This is a genomic window from Candidatus Enterococcus courvalinii (assembly GCF_017315945.1).
Taxonomy (GTDB): domain Bacteria; phylum Bacillota; class Bacilli; order Lactobacillales; family Enterococcaceae; genus Enterococcus_B; species Enterococcus_B courvalinii.
In genome coordinates, this window is sequence record NZ_JAFLWI010000002.1 from 359,433 (window position 1) to 377,208 (window position 17,776).

Sequence of the window (17,776 nt, forward strand, 5' to 3'; positions counted from 1 at the left end):
TTTCATTGCCTCCCGTAACTTTCTTTTTATTGATCTAATTCTTGTAAGCGATTGGTTTGTGTCACTTCTTTCAGCCAGTTTGTTGGATGCTCCACTAGCCGACTCATTAGCTCTAAGTGATGGAGTAAGGACCACTTTTTTAATACCCCTAAACCTGGAAATTTTTGCTTTTTTTCTAGTAATAAAAGCTCGATTATTCCTGAAGTAATCAGTAGTTGGTCTTGATTGCGCCAAACCCAACTTTTCATTTTCGCCGCTGCTTCAAAGAATTTGAGTGCTTGATCTTTTGCAGACTCATTACTATCAGAAATGAAATGCTTCACCCGGATATTCCCGTAAGCATCAACATAAGTTAAATGGATGGCTAACGCACGACTAGGATACCCTTTGTCAAAATAACGACTACCTTCAATTGTAAAATCAGCAAAACCAATATAGCCATCTTCTCGGTGAAACAAGTAATCATCGCTAAAAAAATCATCTGGCTTTTCAGCATAGTTTTCAACATATTTTTTCGTTTGAAAAGAGTCGCGTAAAATGATTTTATTTTCTGGTAGCCAAATACGCAATCGGCTATTATCAGGAATAATGAATTTTGTTTCGCTCTTTGCCAACTTTTTCCAGCTTGCTGGCTCTCTTAAATAGTACTGTCCATCGAAAATCAACCATTCAGGAGGATTGTTCACAATCTCTTGAAAATTTTGAGGTGTCAAAATCACCCCATGTTGAATGGCGCTCTTCTGTGTTTCAGTCCATGAATGTAGATGTTCTTGAAACAACTTAAATTGGCCTACCTGTGGATTATCGATTACGGTTAGAGGTTGGTTTTTCTTTTGGAAAAGTTCAATAACGTTTTTAAGTGTCGCAGAATCTCGAACTGGTTCAATAATCGGCTGAACTTTAGCAGATAAAACATTACGATTTATTGCTTCTTTCAAGGCTAACAGATCAAATTGTTTTCCACGCAAATAAGGATAATACATAAGATCACTCCAATGGCTCAGTTGGCAGACGCCGAATTTGTTGTTGTTGTCGTAGGTATTCATAATCTTGTTGTAGGGCAAGAACCTCTTCTTGCAATTCCTCTACTGCTTGATTGTTCAGGTCTTCCATGAAGCGTTCATAATAACGTTCAGTTGAAAATGGATTGTGTTCATCTGAACGTTTTTTTAGTTCTTTATACAATTGTTCAGTCGGAAAATATCTGACCCCACGTTCCATTTGTTTCGCTTTTCGAACCTCTCTAAATAGTGAGGCCATAAAACGGTTAGTTAGTGCCGTTTCCGGTACTGTCAATTCTTTTTTTGTTGCTTTTTTGGCAATTGCAAAGGTTCCTGGTGCAGGCATTTCTTCCATTGTAACGTAGGGTCTGTAAACAAAAACACCAATTTCTGCTGGAATCTCTACCTCGACAGCTTCATAGAGTTCCTGAGGTAAAACGAAATAATTATAGTGTCCAACAAATGAAAGCTTCGCTGCCGAACGGAAATCTGCTTTTGTTACTTTTAATTCATAGCAGCGCCATTCACGCGTCCCATCTGCTTTTGTTAAACAACATAATGTATCGACAATTCCCTGTTCTTCTGGCATTGTGACCTCTTCTACCACGATCCCACCTTGCTCAAGACAGTATTGGTAAAGTGATTGCTCCATATCAATTGTTAAGGATGTTTTCATCTTTCCACCTCCAAAGGGAACGTATTTTCGCCTAATCATCTTGTTTATTTTACACAACGATGATGAAAAATACCAGCTATTTCTTATCAACTGGCAAACCAAAAAAGAGTGCGACAGCAATTGCCACACTCCCAACGAACTTTTCATTTACCATACCTGATTAACGAACAGCTACTGCCATCTTAGTGACATTAAAGGAATTCTCATAGGTACTCGCATTGATCCACTTTGCACCAAAAACAGGATCAACTACGTGGTACGCACCGTTTTTAAAGCCAGCAACTAGTACCACATGACCATTCCAGACAGCACGTCCCCAAGGCATTTGTTTAAACTGCGGTGAAGCATAATTGTAGGTGATCCAAGTAACAACTGGATTTCCTTTGCGAATCTCATTCTTAATTGCATTTGTTCCTTGTCCAGAAATATTTGCTGTATTTCCACCTACTTTTTTCGCCCATTGAATGACTGGATCAGCCATCATTCCTTGATAGGTTCCAGAAACATTATGACGCCATTCACCTGAATAACCGTGATACGGATTATTGTCGTTTGCACGTGGCATCGAGTTAACAAATGTCAGCAAATCTTGATTCGTTACGCCTTTGTAACGCAAAGCTTGTAGTAATGATGCTCCTTCGCACAACATGGTATTTCCTTGCCAAACAACTGGTACATTTAATACTTTTTCGTCACTTGGGGCTGGAGATGGCGCACTATTTGGCATTGCATACCAACCAACGCCTTCGATTTTCCATCCTTGCTTGCTGATAATATTCTTTTCATTGTTATCTAACGTATAATGGTGCCAATTTACTTTTTTACTATATAAACGAGTAACAGGGACACCTCCGCTACCTTTATAGGAATAAAAAGCAATCCCTTCGTACGTCCAATCAGTATGAGAAATTTTATCTCTTTCTCCTGCATCAATCGTATAGAAATGTTCACCGTTATAACGATTGTATAAACGATAGACTGGTGAGCCATTTGTTGGCGCTTGCCACGCTACACCTTCATAATTCCAACCAACACGTTTCAAATTATCTCTTTCTCCTGTACTACGTGTATATAAATGTTCCCCACTGTATTTGTTGAAAAGACGATACATTGGAATGCTACCTGCACTGGTTGTTGCTATTTCTTCTGCTTGTGTGTGTTCTGTTTGTAGACCAATTACTAAAAGTAAACCCAACCCGAACAAAGCGAATCCTCTTTTTTCCACGTTTATCCCCCAGTTCATTCAATTATTTGCACAAAAATTGTAGCACGAAATACCGCATGACAAAATCTTATTCAAAAAAGACTCTTTTTTTCTCATTCTTGCATGATAATTGTACTAAAGATGACTCCTAACAATAAAATTATCTAACAGGAAGAATGAAATAGCAATTTAAAAAAAGAAGCTAGGAATACTTTCTATCCTAACTTCCTTGATTATCTATTCACTTTCATTGGATCAAACGATTCGCATAATGTTTTTCCAATAGTTGTTGGATTTTCTCGATCCCAATACAAATCAACCAATAAACCAAAGCAACTAAAATATACAACGAAAAATAATCAAATGTCCGACCACCAATGATTTTTGCTTTTTGAAAAATTTCTGGAACGGTAATCGTTGCTGCCAAAGAAGTGCCTTTTACCAAATCCATTGCCACGTTACTTAACGCAGGGACAGAGATACGAAAAGCTTGTGGTAGTACAATATAGCGTAGAACTCCTAAAAAAGAAAAACCACCCGCCAAACCAGCATCCCATTGTCCTTGAGGCACGCCAGCTAATGATCCTCGATAAATTTCACCAAGAAAAGCACTGCTTGTAATTGTAAAACAAATGATCGATGCTGTCACTGCACTCAGTTGATAAGGTAAGCCGAAATACAATAAAAAGAGTAACACTAACGCGGGAACTCCTCGAAAAAAAGAGAGATAAAAACGAACGAACCAGCGAATAGGTCGCCAGCGAACGAACCCGAGTATTGTTAATACAATCCCAATCACATTTCCTAACAAGAAAGAAAGGACCCCGATTCCTAACGTATATGTCAGCCCTTGTAAAACAAAGGGAATGGACTCCCACATTAGGAGAAAATCAATTGTGGGAAAATACATTATTCACTCACCGTCTCAGCGATTTCTTCTTTTGGTTTCACTGATACATCTGTTTGGAAATAGCCTTCCGAAATTGTTTTCAATGTACCATCATCTTTCATTTCTTTAAGTGTTTCATTCACTTTTTCTTCTAAAGCATCATGTCCTTTTTTAAACAAAAAACCACTACTATTCGCATTGAAATACACGTTCTCCAAAATTTTAACTGGAATATCCGGTAACGCAGCTACCGACATCTTTTGTAAATAGTAATCATTTAAGATCACATCAGTGCGTCCATTTGCAACATCTGTAAGGTATTGATCATTTGTCGCATTATCATAGGTAACTAGTTCTGCGCCATACTTTTCCGCTAATTTCATATAACTAGTGTTAGGTTCGCCAGCAGCTTTCTTGCCTTTTAAATCTTCTAAAGAAGCAATCCCAGAATCATCTTTTTGACGCACAATCATGCTGTCAAAAGAATATTTGATTGGATCAGATAAAGAGAATTTTTTTTCACGTTCTTTTGTGATCCCAAAATCATTCGCTGCAAAGTCAACTGATTGCTTAGATACAGCAGTAATTTGCCCATCAACATTATACTCTTTAAATGAAATATCAACGCCTAAACGTTTTGCTACTTCTTTTGCTACATCAACATCATAACCAACTAGTTGATTATCATCATTATAATAAGATGCTGGAAACAAGGTTCCTGAAGTTGCAACAACCATCTCTTTCTTGTCTTCCACTTGTTTTAAACTATTGTCTTCTGCTGTTTTAGAATTTCCTTGCCCGCAAGCTGCTAAAGCGAATAAACCACTGACTAAAATAATTGCAAAAACCGACTTTTTCATTTTTTCCTCCTAATAATCACACACTATTGAACATTTTTCGGTAAATAAAATTTTTGATTTTCTTCAAATAACTTTCCTATAGTAAATAAAAGATCTTCACGACCTCTAGCTGCCATAAACTGAATTCCTAACGGCAGCCCTTCGCCAGTTAGATGTGTTGGTAAACTAATACCTGGCTGTCCAGTCAAATTCGCTAACTGAGTATAAGGAGTAATTTGCAAACTCTCCTCAAACATTTCCGTAACAATGTCAAAAGCTTGCCCTTCTGATAGTTCAGAAACTTGACTCATTTTCTCGCGAATCAGGTCACTTTGTAAATCTCTTGCTATTTCTGGCGCTGAGAAAGCGGTCGTTGGTGAAAGAAACAGATCATACTCTTGGAATAGCTCTTCCATTGTTACCGCTGCGCGATCCCAAACATGCAACGACGCGATGTAAGTAGCTGCAGCAATTTTTTTTCCATATTCTAATAACGTCCACGAAATAGGTTCCAATTCTTCCTGTCTGACAGATCGCTTAAGATTTCCCTCAATCGAAGTAATCATTGCCGCAGTTTCAGCAGCATTCATTTGATAATAAGAATTGATCAAGTGACGTCCGTCTAAAGGATAAGCGATTTCTACTACGTCATGACCTTGCTCAACTAAAAAATTCACCGCATTTTTTACCGCTTGTTTTGCTTCTTCACTAATTGTTGAGCCAATCGGTGAGGCAGAACAAACCGCTATACGCAATCTTTGCTTCTCTGGATGTGTTTCCCATTCTGCTGGGGATGCTTGATAAGGCGCACCTGAAGCAGTTCCACGTAACCCATAAAACAAGGCTTCTGTATCTCGCATCGAAATCGTTAATCCAAAGTCAATTGCAGCGCCTTGCCAACCACGCCATGCGTATGGGCCCACAGGCATCGTTCCTCTTGAAGGTTTCAGACCAATCAGACCACAAAACGAAGCGGGGATTCGGACAGACCCTCCACCATCACTTGCTCCTGCCATAGGAACAATACCAGCTGCCACAGCCGCTGCTGCACCCCCACTTGAACCACCAGGTGAATGAGCAACATTCCACGGATTTTTTGCTGGACCATACAGTACAGGATCTGTGATATTTTTAAATCCAAATTCAGGTGAATTCGTTTGCCCAAGTGGTAACAAACCAAGTGACTCAATTTGTCGAACATAGTTTGAATTCATTGAAGCACGATGATCTTTGAACAAAACTGAACCTGATGTTGCTAACCAACCCTTTTTTTCCTGTCCCAACATTTTTAACGGAAAAGGCACTCCCGCCAACAACGAATCAGTCTTTTTTGAAGGCAAATCAGTAGTAGCAAATGTCACAAAAGCATTTAATTCAGGATTCATTTTTTTGGCTTTTTTCGCTGTTTCTTCAAGAAACTCTTGTTGGCTGAATTGCTTCTCTTTCAATGCCTGAGATAGATAGATCGCATCTTTCATTTTAGACCCTCCTTTTTTCCCAAGTTATTCTCCCATAAGTTTCTATACAAAACAATGAATACGCTTGCACATTTATGCACAAACTTTTAAACAATAAAAAAGCTGGGCGTCACTTTTATCTGCGACTAAACCCAACTTTTATTTGTAACTATTTTGACTTATTTCACTCTTCTTGTATTGATTTCTTTCACTTTAGCTAAATCAACTTTTGGTTTTCGATCTGTCGTCAATAAACCATTCACCTCTTGCTCAACATCTGTCAACTGTGTATAACAGTAACCTGTAATAAATGGTAAGTTCTGAATCGCCTGATGGATCGCATCAAAACGTGCCAGAAATTGTTCTTCATCTCTTACTTGATTCCCATAACCCCAGTCCTCTGCCTTTTCAGTTGTAAAAGCAATACCACCAAATTCAGAAATAATAATCGGCTGATCTTGGTAATGATAACCCTCAGCGAAAGCATAAAAATCTTGATTAAATTGATGTTCATTGGTTACAAAATCTTTTTTATTTTCATAACGCATTTTGAACCGTTCACCGTATTCTTCATAATCGTGTAATGTCAAAATATCAGAAATCGTATGAACCCAACCATCATTTGTGATTACTGGTCGTTGCTTATCAAATGATTTCGTTAAATAATAGATACTTTCAGTAAAGTGCTGCTGTTGTTGCTCGTGTTCGATTCCTTTGATTCCCCAAGACTCGTTAAACGGTACCCAAGTAATAATTGATGGATGATTATAATTTTGACGGATGATTGCTTGCCACTCATCGACAAAACGCTCCATTGCTTGATCGTTAAACAGATAAGTCGATGCCATCTCGGACCAAACTAACAAGCCTTTTTCATCACATAGATATAAAAATCGTTCGTCTTCGATCTTTTGATGTTTTCTTAACCCGTTATAACCCATTTCTATAATCCGATCAAGATCTACTTCCAGCGCTTCAAGCGAAGGCGGTGTGATTCCTGATTCTTTCCAATAACCTTGATCCAAAATCAATCGTTGATAAAGCTGATGATGATTCAACAAAACTTGTCCTTTTTTAATTGAAATATCACGCATTCCAAAGTAGCTGGATACTTCATCCAACAATTCACCTGATTCAGTGAAAAGACGGAAAGTCACATCGTATAAATGTGGTGATTCTGGCGACCAGACTTTCGTCCCCCAACATCCATCCTCTTTGAGTCTTGTTTGCAATGAAATGGGGTTGAGCGAATGAGTCAGTAATCCTCGATGTGAACTAACTAATTGTTCAGCAAATGAGACGTCCGCTTCAAATAAATAACTTCGTTTTGGATAAATCGCTCCTTCTTTAACAAGTGGTTCAAAAATTATCTGATCATTTATTAAATCTGGCGTCATTTTAACTGACGCCAATCGGATGTCTGACTGTTGTTCCTCCAACCAAACCGATTTCCAAATCCCCGTTGTTTGTACATACCAGCAACCAAAATTATCTGTTAACCATCGTTGCTTTCCTCTTGGTTGGTCTTCCGCAAGTGAATCTTCCACACGAATCACCAAATGATTTTCGCCGGGCAAAGCTTCCGTTAAATCAAATTCAAAACGTTCGTACGCTCCTTGATGTGTCCCGATTTGTTTGCCATTCAACCAAATTTGGCTAAAATAATCAACACCTTCAAATAATAATGTGTACTTTTTCTGTCCTTCTAAAACGATCTTCTTCTCATACCACACAACGGAATGATGGGAGGAATCATTGATCCCGCTCAATTCTGTTTCATAAGTAAAAGGGACAGTGATTGGAACTGTGTTTGGGATTCCTTGATACCATTGTTGTTGGATTCCTTGATTGTCGTCATCAAATTGGAATGCCCAAGTGCCATCGAGTAAGGTCCAATTTTTTCGAATGAATTGTGGACGTGGATGCGCTCGTCGAAGATTATTCATATTCTGCCTCTTTTCTCCATCGATTTTTGATAAAAATCTGTTCTGGATGATATTGATCATTGATTTCCTTGATTTGTTCTAAAGGAACTTTTGCTTGTCGGTCATAAGTAAGCAAACCGTTGATTTCTTGTTCTACATCTGTTAACTGCGTATAACAATAACCCCATAATGCTTTAGATTCATAAACCGCTCGCATAATTCGACCATAATCAGCAAGAAATTGTGCACCATCATTTACAGAAGTATAGCCCCACCCTTTTTGACTTTGGACTTGATAGCCGATTCCTCCGAATTCAGTTAACAAAATCGGTTGATTCTGATACGTAAATCCTTGAGCAAAAATTGCCCATTTTCCTGGTGGATGATTGATCAGTCCCTCAACGCTTGCTAAACTACGTTTGAAATGATTGTACTTCTCCGTTTCATTTTCCCCACCATGATTATAATTGTGAATTGCGCAAATATCCGTTTCGGTCATTTCCCAACCATCGTTAGAAATAACTAAACGAGTTGTATCTAGCGCATGCAAAAAATTGTAGATACTTTTAGAAAAACTTTGTTGTTGTGCATTCAGATGAATTTCTGGAACCCCCCAGCTTTCATTTAGCGGAACCCACGTTACGATCGACGGATGATTATAATCGCGCTCAATAATTTCTATCCACTCTTTTGTCAGCCTAGAAACTGCATCTGAGGAATAAACAGGTGCAGACGCACATTCTCCCCAAACAATGAACCCTAACTGATCTGCCCAATATAGAAATCGCGGGTCTTCCACTTTTTGATGCTTCCGACAACCATTAAATCCCATTGCCTTCGCTAATTCGATATCCTTGATAAATGATTCATCATCTGGAGCTGTCAGTAATCCCATGGGCCAATAACCTTGATCCAATACTAGCTTTTGATAATAGGGTTGATTATTCAAGAAAATCATTCCGTTTTCTACATGGACCTTACGCATACCAAAATAACTTGTTACTCGATCCAACACTTCTTCGCCTTCAACTAATTCAAAACGAATATCAAACAGATTTGGATTTTCGGGCGACCAAGTCCACCCTTGGTCGTGAAAGTTGGTCCGAAAAATTTTTTGATTATAAAGATCGATCCAACGTTTGGTAAAAGTTGAAAAAATGGTCAGCTGATCTTCGCAAATCACGACACCCTTAAATGAGATTTGGTAGCGCAAGGTTTGACCTACAGCCGCAGCAGATACAGTTAGAGCAAAACAGACATTTCCTTGATCAATATCTGGTGTTAATTCAACTTTTTCAAGATGCTTTTCTGATACCTCTTCCAACCAGACTGTTTGCCAGATCCCTGTACTATTTGTATACCAGATTCCTCTGGATTCTGGTTCCCAAAATTGTTTTCCTCTGGGAATCGTTTCATCCTCATGAGGATCCCAGGCGCGAACGACTAAGCTTTGTTCTCCTGTTATTAAAAAGTCAGTAATATCAAATGAAAAGGACGTTTGTCCACCAAAATGATTTCCTACATAACAGCCATTGACATAAATATCTGCTCGATAATCCACCGCGCCAAAATGTAAGAAACATCTTTTTAATTCCTGTTTTTCCCAAGAAAATGCTCGCTGGTACCAAACAACATCGTGAACCTGACGTTGTTTGATTCCACTCAACTCTGATTGATAAACAAATGGCACTTCAATTTTTTGATTCAGTTTTTCAGGTGTACAATACCACCGTTCTTTTATTCCAACATTTTCATCATCAAAAGCAAATGACCAGACCCCGTTCAAATTGACAAACCGTTCACGGACAAATTGCGGACGAGGATACTCTTCACGCATCATATTTTTAACTCCCAACTAAGATTTTTGAACGTTCAATTTAATTCCCTTATTTCTAGCAAGTAAAATAATCCCTGCTGTCATTCCTAACGCTAGACTAATAATGTCTAGAATCAAGTAAGAAAATAATCCTTGAACTAATAAATACACACCTATTTTTATATTCACCTGATTGTCTTTTACATATCGGTGGCTAATGACTAAATTTGCTAATCCTAGTCCAATCAATAATGTACCAAATGTACATACAAACAAGAAAACATTCCCAAACAATGCATCAATTGCATTCAATTGCGCTAAATTACTTTCGACCATACCAGAAAAGATTTGCTGCTGATAGAAGCCATAAATTCCAATTGTTAACACGCCATCAAGGATTTGCCAGATTCCCATGATTCGAATCAATTGTCGTTCTCTTTTTCGTTCCATTTTTTCCTATCCTTTCACACCAGCTGATAAAGACATCGACTGTAAAAAATATTTTTGAGCAAATAGGTACAAAACAAAAGTTGGAATAATTGCCACCAGCGCGCCGGCCATCAACAAAGTTGGTTGTGCCTGATACATACCTTGTAAAAGTTGTAGTCCTGAAGTAATCGGCATTTTTTCGATATCATTAAATACGATGGATGGCCATAAAAAGTCATTCCAAGAGCCAGTAAAAGCAAATAACGCTACTACTAATAACACTGGTTTGATCAAAGGTAAAATAATTCTACGAAAAATCGTCCATTCGCTCGCACCATCAATCTGCGCAGCTTCATCAAAATCTTTTGGAATATTATCCATAAACTGTTTCACTAAAAAAATATTGAACACACCAGCTGCTCCAGGCACAATCATCGCCAGTGGCGTATTGACCCAGCCCAAAACATCAACGATCTTATAAAGTGGAATCAAATTCACCACACTCGGGAACATCATCGTTGCTAACAAAAAGGAAAAAAGTCCATTTTTTCCTCTAAAACTTAAACGGCTATAGGCAAATGCCGAAAATGAGACGACCACTAAAACTAAAAGAGTGTGTGACACAGAAATGAATAACGAATTAAAGAACCATTTAACCAACGGTGTGCTTGAATTATTCACTAAAAGTTCTGTGTAGTTCGTCAACACCCATTCAATTGGTAATAACTTAAATCCAGCTGTCATTAGCTCCATTTCAGATTTAAACGATGTTAACACGCCGTATAGTAATGGAATCATCCAGATAACTCCCATCACGAGTAAAAAGCAAAATGCCATTACTTTAGACATTGACTTTTTTTTCATCTTGTCTCCCCCTACTCTTTTCGCAACAATTTAAATTGGATAGCAGAAACCACCATGATACAAAGACCTAAGATGACTGCCATAGCAGATGCCATCCCAGCAATTGATTGCCCTGAACCAAAAGCATTTTGTTGGATATACATCAATAAGACCCGCGTTGAATTACTGGGGCCTCCACCCGTCAACATTAATGGTTGTCCATACACATTAAACTGTGCAACCGTTGTCATTACTACGGTATATAAAATCTGTCCTCTAATTGCTGGCAAAGTAATTTTAAAAAATTTTTGTAACGTCGTAGCGCCATCAATATCGGCTGCTTCATAAAAATCTTTTGAAATGCCATTTAACGCTGCTTGATAGATAATCATATTTCCACCAATCGTCCACCAAACCGTTACAACCACTAACGCGATCCAAGCATAAGGCTGTGTTCCAGTCCAAGGAATGTCAGATTGTAAAATCGTGTTGATTGGACCATAATTGACATTAAAAATTAACGTCCAGATGATTACTACGGCAGAAATAGCAAAAAGTGAAGGTAAATAAAACAGTGATTGAAATAATTTCGCTAATTTTGGTTTCGTGTTTAATGCTGCTGCTAAAATCAATGGAACGATAATACAGCTTGGTACCGAAAATAGCACAAATAGAAATGTATTTTTTAATCCAATCCGTAACTGTTCATAAAAAGTAGACTGTTCATTAAACAAGAGATCTTGATAATTAGCTAAACCAACAAAAGTCGGTGAGTTGAACAAATCCCAATCTGTCAAAGAAATATACAACCCAAAAATCACTGGTAGTAAGAAAAAAATTGTAAAAATCGTCAAATGCGGGGCTAAAAATACCCAAGGCAACCATCTCTTTTTCTTGGTCACCTTGCCTGTAGCTGACATCGTTTCTGTAGAAGTCATCATAACTGCGCAGTCCTTTCCTAAATCAAGATAAGTTGTGAATAAAAGTTATTTATTGGAACTATCTTTAGCAATTTTATCGACAACTTCTTTTTGCATGCCTTTGGTGAAATCAGCTACTGACTGTTTCCCAAAGACTGTATCAAAACCGTGCGCATCAATGTATTCTGAAACGTAACCATTGTATTTGTAATCAAAGATCGAAAGTGTCGCTTGTTGTTCAGGTGATTCAATAAAGAATGATTGTGGCATTTTTTGATATTCTTCATTCTCTAAAATTGCTAACGCTGCTGGATTTTGGCCTGCTTTCGCCCATTCAAGTGAATTCGTCCGTAACCAATTGATAAATTCCATGATCCCTTTGGTCTTCTCAGCGGAACGATCTTTATTCTTAAACATAACAAATTGATGTGAAGATGCCCAATTGACTATTTTGCTTGTATCATCTGTTAACTGTGGTGAATTAGTCAATCCCCAGTCAAATTTTGCATCTTTGATATTATTTTGTAGCCAAATGCCTTCTGGGAAAAAGAGAAGTTTCCCAGCTAAGTATAATTGGGTTGGATCTTCCCCATCTTTTGTTGTCACCCCAGCTTGATATAAATCAGCCCACGCACTCATCGCTTCCTTCGCAGCTGGTGTATCTAAGGTTGGGGCAGTTCCATCTTCCGTTAATTCACCGCCTGCTTGTTTAAATGTTGATAAGTAATTGGGTTTCATCCAAGTAACAGCTACACCTCGGATATCATCAGCTTTTGCTTTTTCACCTGCCTCTTTGATTTCATCAAAGGTTAAGATATTGTCATCCAGCGCATTAGGTGCATATTTTTCAAGTAATTCTTTATTGTAATAAGTTCCCCAGTTATGAATATCAAGTGGCAAGCTATAACGAGTCCCATCCAGTTCACCTAAGTTCCATGCCTCAGTCACATAATTTTCCGCTTTGATTTCAGGAAAATCAGCCAAAATATCATCATAATTTTCTAGCATGTCATTGTCTTTATATTGTTTGATTCGTTCTGCGTGAACAATATTTAGATCTGGAATATTTTTACCTGAGTTAACGACAGTTGGGATTTTGGTATACATATCTGTTTCTTTTAATGAGACATTTTTGATTTTATATTCAGGATCAGTTTTGTTGTACTCATCAATCATTGCCTTAACATTTGAACTATCTGCTCCTGTAAATGGATTCCAAAAAACGATTTCTTTTTCACTTGTTGATCCTGTACTTTCAGTGTTGCCACATGCCGTTAATGTCATCAAACAAGCACCCGTTACCAATGCCATACCTAATAATTTTTTCATTTTCCTGTCCCTCTCTCAATTTTACTAAATAGTTAATTTTCGACGATAATTATTTTTCAATCAATTAACTTTTTAGTATTTTTTTATTTAAAACAAATAGTACATTGCTAAATTAGCATCGTATGTAAGCGCAGTCAACATTATTTTGTCAACGTTTAGCAAAAACAACTATACAGTTAAATGGACGTTAGGATATAATCATATTGAGAGATAAGCTGTTAACTTTTTAGTTAAATAGGAGATGAAAAATTATGGAACTTTCTTTAGACAAACGTTCTTTACCTGTTTTTGAATGCCTCGCTAGCGCTACTCGTTTAGAAATTTTAACATTTATCGGAAGCGAAAAAAAAAGCGTTGGAGAAATTGCAAAACATTTAGGGATCAGTAATGCAATCACTACTAGACATATTCAAAAAATGGAAGATGCTGGTTTAATCCATTCTGAGCGTGGCGTTGGTGCCAACCGAAATAAAAAAATGGTCTACCTAAAAGTTGATGACATCAATATTCGTTTCCCAGAAAAAATTTATCAAGAATTCCAACGATATTCTACTAATCTGAAACTGGGGCATTTTACGGATTTTTCTGTCACACCTACTTGCGGATTAGCTACCACTGAAGACGTTGTGGGTAAAGCGGATGATCCAAAATATTTTATGGATGCAAAACGTGTAGATGCTACATTATTATGGTTCAGTAGCGGATTTGTTGAGTATAAGATCCCTAATTTATTACAAGAAAACGAAACACCTGAAATGCTTGAAATCAGTTTTGAAATCGCATCAGAATTTCCCTTATCGAATAACGTTTGGCCAAGCGATATTTCAATCTATGTTAATGATGTCAAAGTTGCCGTCTATACTGTTCCTGGCAATTTTTCAGATATTCGTGGACGCTATACCCCAGAATGGTGGAACGATAGCTTCAGTCAATATGGCCTTTTGAAGCATCTTCGTATCAATAAATTAGATACGGGTATCGATGGTGAGGCTTATTCAGATATCACAATCGAGGACTTGAAACTGCATGAGCTACCTTTCATCAAATTACGTTTTTCTGTTGAAGACGATGCCAAACACCAAGGTGGATTAACCCTGTTTGGCACTGGTTTTGGCAATCACAAGCAAGATATTTTGATTACTACTTATTATTTGAAAAAATAGATGAAGAAATAAAGTTTGAGACTCGAGAAAAAATCAAACATGCCATTTTTATTTTTCGACAAAAGAAACTACCCAATGATAGAAATAAATATGTAGCAAGTTCAAACTTAAAATAAGATTTAGTTACTTCTCAATGATTTTCATTCTTCTTTTCTTTGAAAACTAGATCGAAAACATAAAAAAGACTGGAATTTATTTTGTTCCAGTCTCCTTCTATTTTTAATTTTTGTTTGTTGATGATGGTCATTGTGAAGTAAAAAACATTTTGTCCAACAGAAAATATTCTTTGCTTTTTTTGAATTGATGATATAATTGTCTATACTATCTCTACTGAATGTATTGTTATTTTCAGATTTTATATTTTGCTTATAAACGAAGTAATTCTTTTAAAATTGTGTAAAGCAGGTGCTGATTTTGAATCTTTTGAATTTATTGGATAAAAATAGTCGTATTCAAATCTCAATGGTCCACTTTTTAATGGACTACAATACAAAAACAAATATCACAGCAATGATCGAAGAACTATCATTAACTCGCTTTCTTTTTGAAACAAATATTAAAGAAGTCAGTAGTATCCTCGATCAACTAGATATCGGGTTATCCCTTAAATACGACAAAACACAAGATAATATCACCCTTCAAAAAGACAATCACGCTAGCTTAGACAAATTTTATTATTATTATCTGGAAGATTCTGTAGGTTACCAAATCTTGATCTACCTTTATCGTCATCCTAATTATTCAATTGTTGAATTAAGTCGCAGTCTCTCTTTAAGCGAAGCAGCTATCTATCGACAGCTAAAAAAGTTAAATGATGAGATCAAAGAATTTGATATCCAGATACGTAAAGGAACGATCATTGGTGATGAGCTACAAATTTGTTATTTCTTTTTCCAGCTACTTTGGGTAGCTATGCCATTAGACGAATTAGAAAAGAAAACAAACGACCATAGTAGTTTGCGATTTGTTGATTATTTAGAAATGAAGTTAGAACAGAATTTCACAAGTGAAGCGAAGCTAAAACTGTATCTTTGGATCCGTATTCTTAAAACGCGAATTGTGAAACAGCCAACTCTCGATTCTAATCCAACAATACAGATGCTATTTGATTTTCAAAAAGAGGATTCGATTTACCAAATCATCAGAGATGCCTACTTTCTTTCGCTTAGCCACTCGGCTGTTTTTGGTTCAGCGCATAACGCAATTTATCTCTATTTATTTATTTCCTCCATGTCGATTTTGCCCCCTAATGCAAAAACACTGATCGATGATCATTATTGGCCGACAATCAACCCCCAAATCATTTCGTTGAATGAATTGGTCGTGGATAAAGTTCGTACTGCTTATCAAATTGATTCAAAGAATATCGATGAAACGTTCATTATCAATTGGAAATATTATTTAACGCAAATTCATGGATCACTTTTATATTTTAAAGGAAACATTAGCTTTCTCGATGAAAAAATTCTTTCTGAAAGACTTTTAAAAGCAACGGTATTTATCCCTAATTTTGAACTTACACAACAGATTCTTGATGAAGCTGAACAGTTAGTAAATCAACCATTGCTCTATGAAACAAAGGAATTAGTCACACGTATTTATCTCTATTTTATCAATCAAATGAAACGTTTTTCGACAAGTCAAATTACAATTGGTGTTCACTCTAGCGATGATTATCTTCACAGTAATATCATGGTCGAAACAGTTAAAACAGAATTTGACAATCATTTTTTTATTACTTGTGAAATCGCTGAACGTGGGAAAAATTACGATATTTTGATTACTAATTCGACTCTCTCTCTTTGCGACTTCCATTACAAAGACCTTTATATTACAAATAATTTCAAGACAAATATGGACGTTGATGCGTTACGTGTGTTGCTAATGAAACATTCTCCACAAAAAAAATTAACAAAAAAAGCGATTAATACAAAAAAAAACGTGAGACAATAATCGTCTCACGTTTTTTGCTCTTTTGTTTAGGAAATAGTCCGTAATTTCCCTTGAAATTCGCTGATTGATTGATAACCCTTTGCTTCCATAATTTCTGCCAATTCTTTGATTACTCTAGTAAAGATTTCTGGTCCTTCTTTGTGCAATTGCGTTCCAATTTGAAGCATACTTGCACCACATAATAAGTGCTCGAAGGCGTCTTGTCCGTTACAAATCCCACCAGTTCCAATAATTTGGATCTCAGGTTTTAATCGTGTATAAAAAGCGCGAACATTTGCTAAAGCTGTTGGCTTGATATACTCGCCCCCAATTCCACCAAAGCCATCCTTCGGTTTGATTACTACTGTATCACTTTGAGGGTCAATATATAACCCATTCCCTACACTATTGACGGCATTCACATAAGTCAACGGAAATTGATTCAAGATCTCTGCCATCGCATCGAAATGAGCAAAGTCAAAATAGGGTGGTAATTTCACACCCAAAGGTTTTGTAAAAATGGAAAATGCTTGTTTAAGTGTTTCAAAAGTTGCATCGAAATCATAAGCAAGTTGTGGTTTTCCCGGAACATTAGGACAAGAAAGATTTAATTCTGTAATTCCACGAAAATCACTTTTTTCAATCATTTCTAACATTTCTAAATTCTCTGCTACACTCATTCCCGCAATTGAGAAAAACAACGGAGCAGCCGTTGGATTTTCTTTTTCATATTGAAGTGCGTAGTCCAAATAATAAGCAAAACCTAAATTAGGTAACCCCATCGAATTGATGCTTCCTAACGCTACATCATAATAACGTGGTTCAGGATTTCCTACACGCGCTGGGATCGTGCAACTCTTAGTAATCATCGCACCAGCATCTGAGCTTGCTAGTTCATGCATTTCTTGCACCGTTATACAATGTACACCAGACGCATTCATAAACGGATTAGCAAAAGTATGGTTGGCAAAGGTCATTTCTAAATTCAAGATAATCGCTCCTTCAAAGGCATTTTATCTAGTTTAGCATTTCCAACTAGAAAATCAATAAAAAAACTTTATTTTTTTCAAACCAACTGGATAACGTTCGTCTTTAGCGAGAATAAAGTTTATTTTAACGAAGGCTATTGTTTATTTCACTAACGATGAGCAGCCGTCTTCACGTAAGCAATCTTATTTGTTTCAATACGTATCAATATGTAATAGTTTACTTTATTGGTGTTCTCAAAACAGGTGGACAATTAAACGAAATTATCCAATTACTGAAAGACCAAAAAAGACGAGAAATGGCGTTACTTGAGCAAATCAAAAAATTGCTTGAAGAAAAAGAGGCCCAATAGATAAAAATATTCTA

Annotated in this window: 16 protein-coding genes; 3 read left to right on the top strand and 13 right to left on the bottom strand. The window is 36.8% G+C overall.

Annotation, left to right across the window (positions count from 1 at the left end):
• Window positions 1-26: 26 nt before the first annotated feature.
• The 12 genes from JZO71_RS02460 to JZO71_RS02515 all read right to left on the bottom strand — a co-directional run bounded on the left by JZO71_RS02460 (window position 27) and on the right by JZO71_RS02515 (window position 13,328).
• Complete coding sequence (locus tag JZO71_RS02460) at window positions 27-983, bottom strand: sce7725 family protein (protein ID WP_206898013.1); 957 nt, start codon at window positions 981-983, stop codon at window positions 27-29.
• 4 nt (window positions 984-987) lie between these two features.
• Window positions 988-1,677 (bottom strand): hypothetical protein, encoded by a 690-nt coding sequence (locus JZO71_RS02465; protein ID WP_206898014.1) that lies wholly within the window; start codon window positions 1,675-1,677, stop codon window positions 988-990.
• 160 nt (window positions 1,678-1,837) lie between these two features.
• Window positions 1,838-2,902 (bottom strand): C39 family peptidase, encoded by a 1,065-nt coding sequence (locus JZO71_RS02470; RefSeq protein WP_347401324.1) that lies wholly within the window; start codon window positions 2,900-2,902, stop codon window positions 1,838-1,840.
• 226 nt (window positions 2,903-3,128) lie between these two features.
• Complete coding sequence (locus JZO71_RS02475; RefSeq protein WP_206898016.1) at window positions 3,129-3,791, bottom strand: amino acid ABC transporter permease; 663 nt, start codon at window positions 3,789-3,791, stop codon at window positions 3,129-3,131.
• Window positions 3,791-4,630 carry a transporter substrate-binding domain-containing protein gene (locus tag JZO71_RS02480; RefSeq protein ID WP_206898017.1) on the bottom strand — a complete coding sequence of 280 codons (840 nt, stop codon included), beginning with the start codon at window positions 4,628-4,630 and terminating at the stop codon, window positions 3,791-3,793. Before JZO71_RS02480 ends, JZO71_RS02475 begins: the two co-directional genes overlap by 1 nt.
• A gap of 23 nt (window positions 4,631-4,653) precedes the next feature.
• Window positions 4,654-6,087: an amidase gene (locus JZO71_RS02485; protein ID WP_206898018.1), complete on the bottom strand. Its 1,434-nt coding sequence runs from the start codon at window positions 6,085-6,087 to the stop codon at window positions 4,654-4,656.
• Between the two features lie 158 nt (window positions 6,088-6,245).
• A complete protein-coding gene (locus JZO71_RS02490; RefSeq protein WP_206898019.1) occupies window positions 6,246-8,012 on the bottom strand; it encodes a glycoside hydrolase family 2 protein in 1,767 nt (588 codons plus the stop codon).
• Window positions 8,005-9,831: a glycoside hydrolase family 2 protein gene (locus JZO71_RS02495; RefSeq protein WP_206898020.1), complete on the bottom strand. Its 1,827-nt coding sequence runs from the start codon at window positions 9,829-9,831 to the stop codon at window positions 8,005-8,007. The genes JZO71_RS02490 and JZO71_RS02495 overlap by 8 nt, the downstream gene beginning before the upstream one ends.
• A gap of 15 nt (window positions 9,832-9,846) precedes the next feature.
• Complete coding sequence (locus tag JZO71_RS02500) at window positions 9,847-10,257, bottom strand: hypothetical protein (protein ID WP_206898021.1); 411 nt, start codon at window positions 10,255-10,257, stop codon at window positions 9,847-9,849.
• A gap of 6 nt (window positions 10,258-10,263) precedes the next feature.
• Entirely contained in the window at window positions 10,264-11,100 is an 837-nt protein-coding gene (locus JZO71_RS02505; protein ID WP_206898022.1) for a carbohydrate ABC transporter permease, read from the bottom strand.
• A gap of 11 nt (window positions 11,101-11,111) precedes the next feature.
• Window positions 11,112-12,020, bottom strand: coding sequence for a carbohydrate ABC transporter permease (locus tag JZO71_RS02510; RefSeq protein ID WP_430733274.1), 909 nt, complete (start codon window positions 12,018-12,020; stop codon window positions 11,112-11,114).
• A gap of 45 nt (window positions 12,021-12,065) precedes the next feature.
• The gene (locus JZO71_RS02515; protein ID WP_206898023.1) at window positions 12,066-13,328 is read right to left on the bottom strand and encodes an extracellular solute-binding protein; all 1,263 of its coding nucleotides are present in this window, start codon (window positions 13,326-13,328) and stop codon (window positions 12,066-12,068) included.
• A gap of 251 nt (window positions 13,329-13,579) precedes the next feature.
• On the opposite strand from JZO71_RS02515, the gene JZO71_RS02520 reads away from it, so the two are divergent.
• Both JZO71_RS02520 and JZO71_RS02525 read left to right on the top strand, forming a co-directional pair.
• The gene (locus JZO71_RS02520; RefSeq protein ID WP_206898024.1) at window positions 13,580-14,491 is read left to right on the top strand and encodes an ArsR/SmtB family transcription factor; all 912 of its coding nucleotides are present in this window, start codon (window positions 13,580-13,582) and stop codon (window positions 14,489-14,491) included.
• A 414-nt stretch (window positions 14,492-14,905) separates the two neighbouring features.
• On the top strand, window positions 14,906-16,444 hold the full coding sequence (locus JZO71_RS02525; RefSeq protein WP_206898025.1) for a helix-turn-helix domain-containing protein: 1,539 nt from the start codon (window positions 14,906-14,908) through the stop codon (window positions 16,442-16,444).
• A 26-nt stretch (window positions 16,445-16,470) separates the two neighbouring features.
• Here JZO71_RS02525 and JZO71_RS02530 read toward each other — a convergent pair whose 3' ends face one another.
• A complete protein-coding gene (locus JZO71_RS02530) occupies window positions 16,471-17,412 on the bottom strand; it encodes a dihydroorotate oxidase (protein WP_206898026.1) in 942 nt (313 codons plus the stop codon).
• Between the two features lie 137 nt (window positions 17,413-17,549).
• Between JZO71_RS02530 and JZO71_RS02535 the strand changes: the two genes are divergently transcribed.
• Window positions 17,550-17,762 carry a hypothetical protein gene (locus JZO71_RS02535; RefSeq protein ID WP_206898027.1) on the top strand — a complete coding sequence of 71 codons (213 nt, stop codon included), beginning with the start codon at window positions 17,550-17,552 and terminating at the stop codon, window positions 17,760-17,762.
• The last annotated feature ends 14 nt before the right edge of the window (window positions 17,763-17,776 follow it).

Bases quoted from the DNA above. Each gene is read 5' to 3' on its own strand.
- JZO71_RS02460 (WP_206898013.1), bottom strand. From the start codon at position 983: ATGTATTATCCTTATTTGCGTGGAAAACAATTTGATCTGTTAGCCTTG.
- JZO71_RS02465 (WP_206898014.1), bottom strand. From the start codon at position 1,677: ATGAAAACATCCTTAACAATTGATATGGAGCAATCACTTTACCAATAC.
- JZO71_RS02475 (WP_206898016.1), bottom strand. From the start codon at position 3,791: ATGTATTTTCCCACAATTGATTTTCTCCTAATGTGGGAGTCCATTCCC.
- JZO71_RS02480 (WP_206898017.1), bottom strand. From the start codon at position 4,630: ATGAAAAAGTCGGTTTTTGCAATTATTTTAGTCAGTGGTTTATTCGCT.
- JZO71_RS02485 (WP_206898018.1), bottom strand. From the start codon at position 6,087: ATGAAAGATGCGATCTATCTATCTCAGGCATTGAAAGAGAAGCAATTC.
- JZO71_RS02490 (WP_206898019.1), bottom strand. From the start codon at position 8,012: ATGAATAATCTTCGACGAGCGCATCCACGTCCACAATTCATTCGAAAA.
- JZO71_RS02495 (WP_206898020.1), bottom strand. From the start codon at position 9,831: ATGATGCGTGAAGAGTATCCTCGTCCGCAATTTGTCCGTGAACGGTTT.
- JZO71_RS02500 (WP_206898021.1), bottom strand. From the start codon at position 10,257: ATGGAACGAAAAAGAGAACGACAATTGATTCGAATCATGGGAATCTGG.
- JZO71_RS02505 (WP_206898022.1), bottom strand. From the start codon at position 11,100: ATGAAAAAAAAGTCAATGTCTAAAGTAATGGCATTTTGCTTTTTACTC.
- JZO71_RS02510 (WP_430733274.1), bottom strand. From the start codon at position 12,020: ATGATGACTTCTACAGAAACGATGTCAGCTACAGGCAAGGTGACCAAG.
- JZO71_RS02515 (WP_206898023.1), bottom strand. From the start codon at position 13,328: ATGAAAAAATTATTAGGTATGGCATTGGTAACGGGTGCTTGTTTGATG.
- JZO71_RS02520 (WP_206898024.1), top strand. From the start codon at position 13,580: ATGGAACTTTCTTTAGACAAACGTTCTTTACCTGTTTTTGAATGCCTC.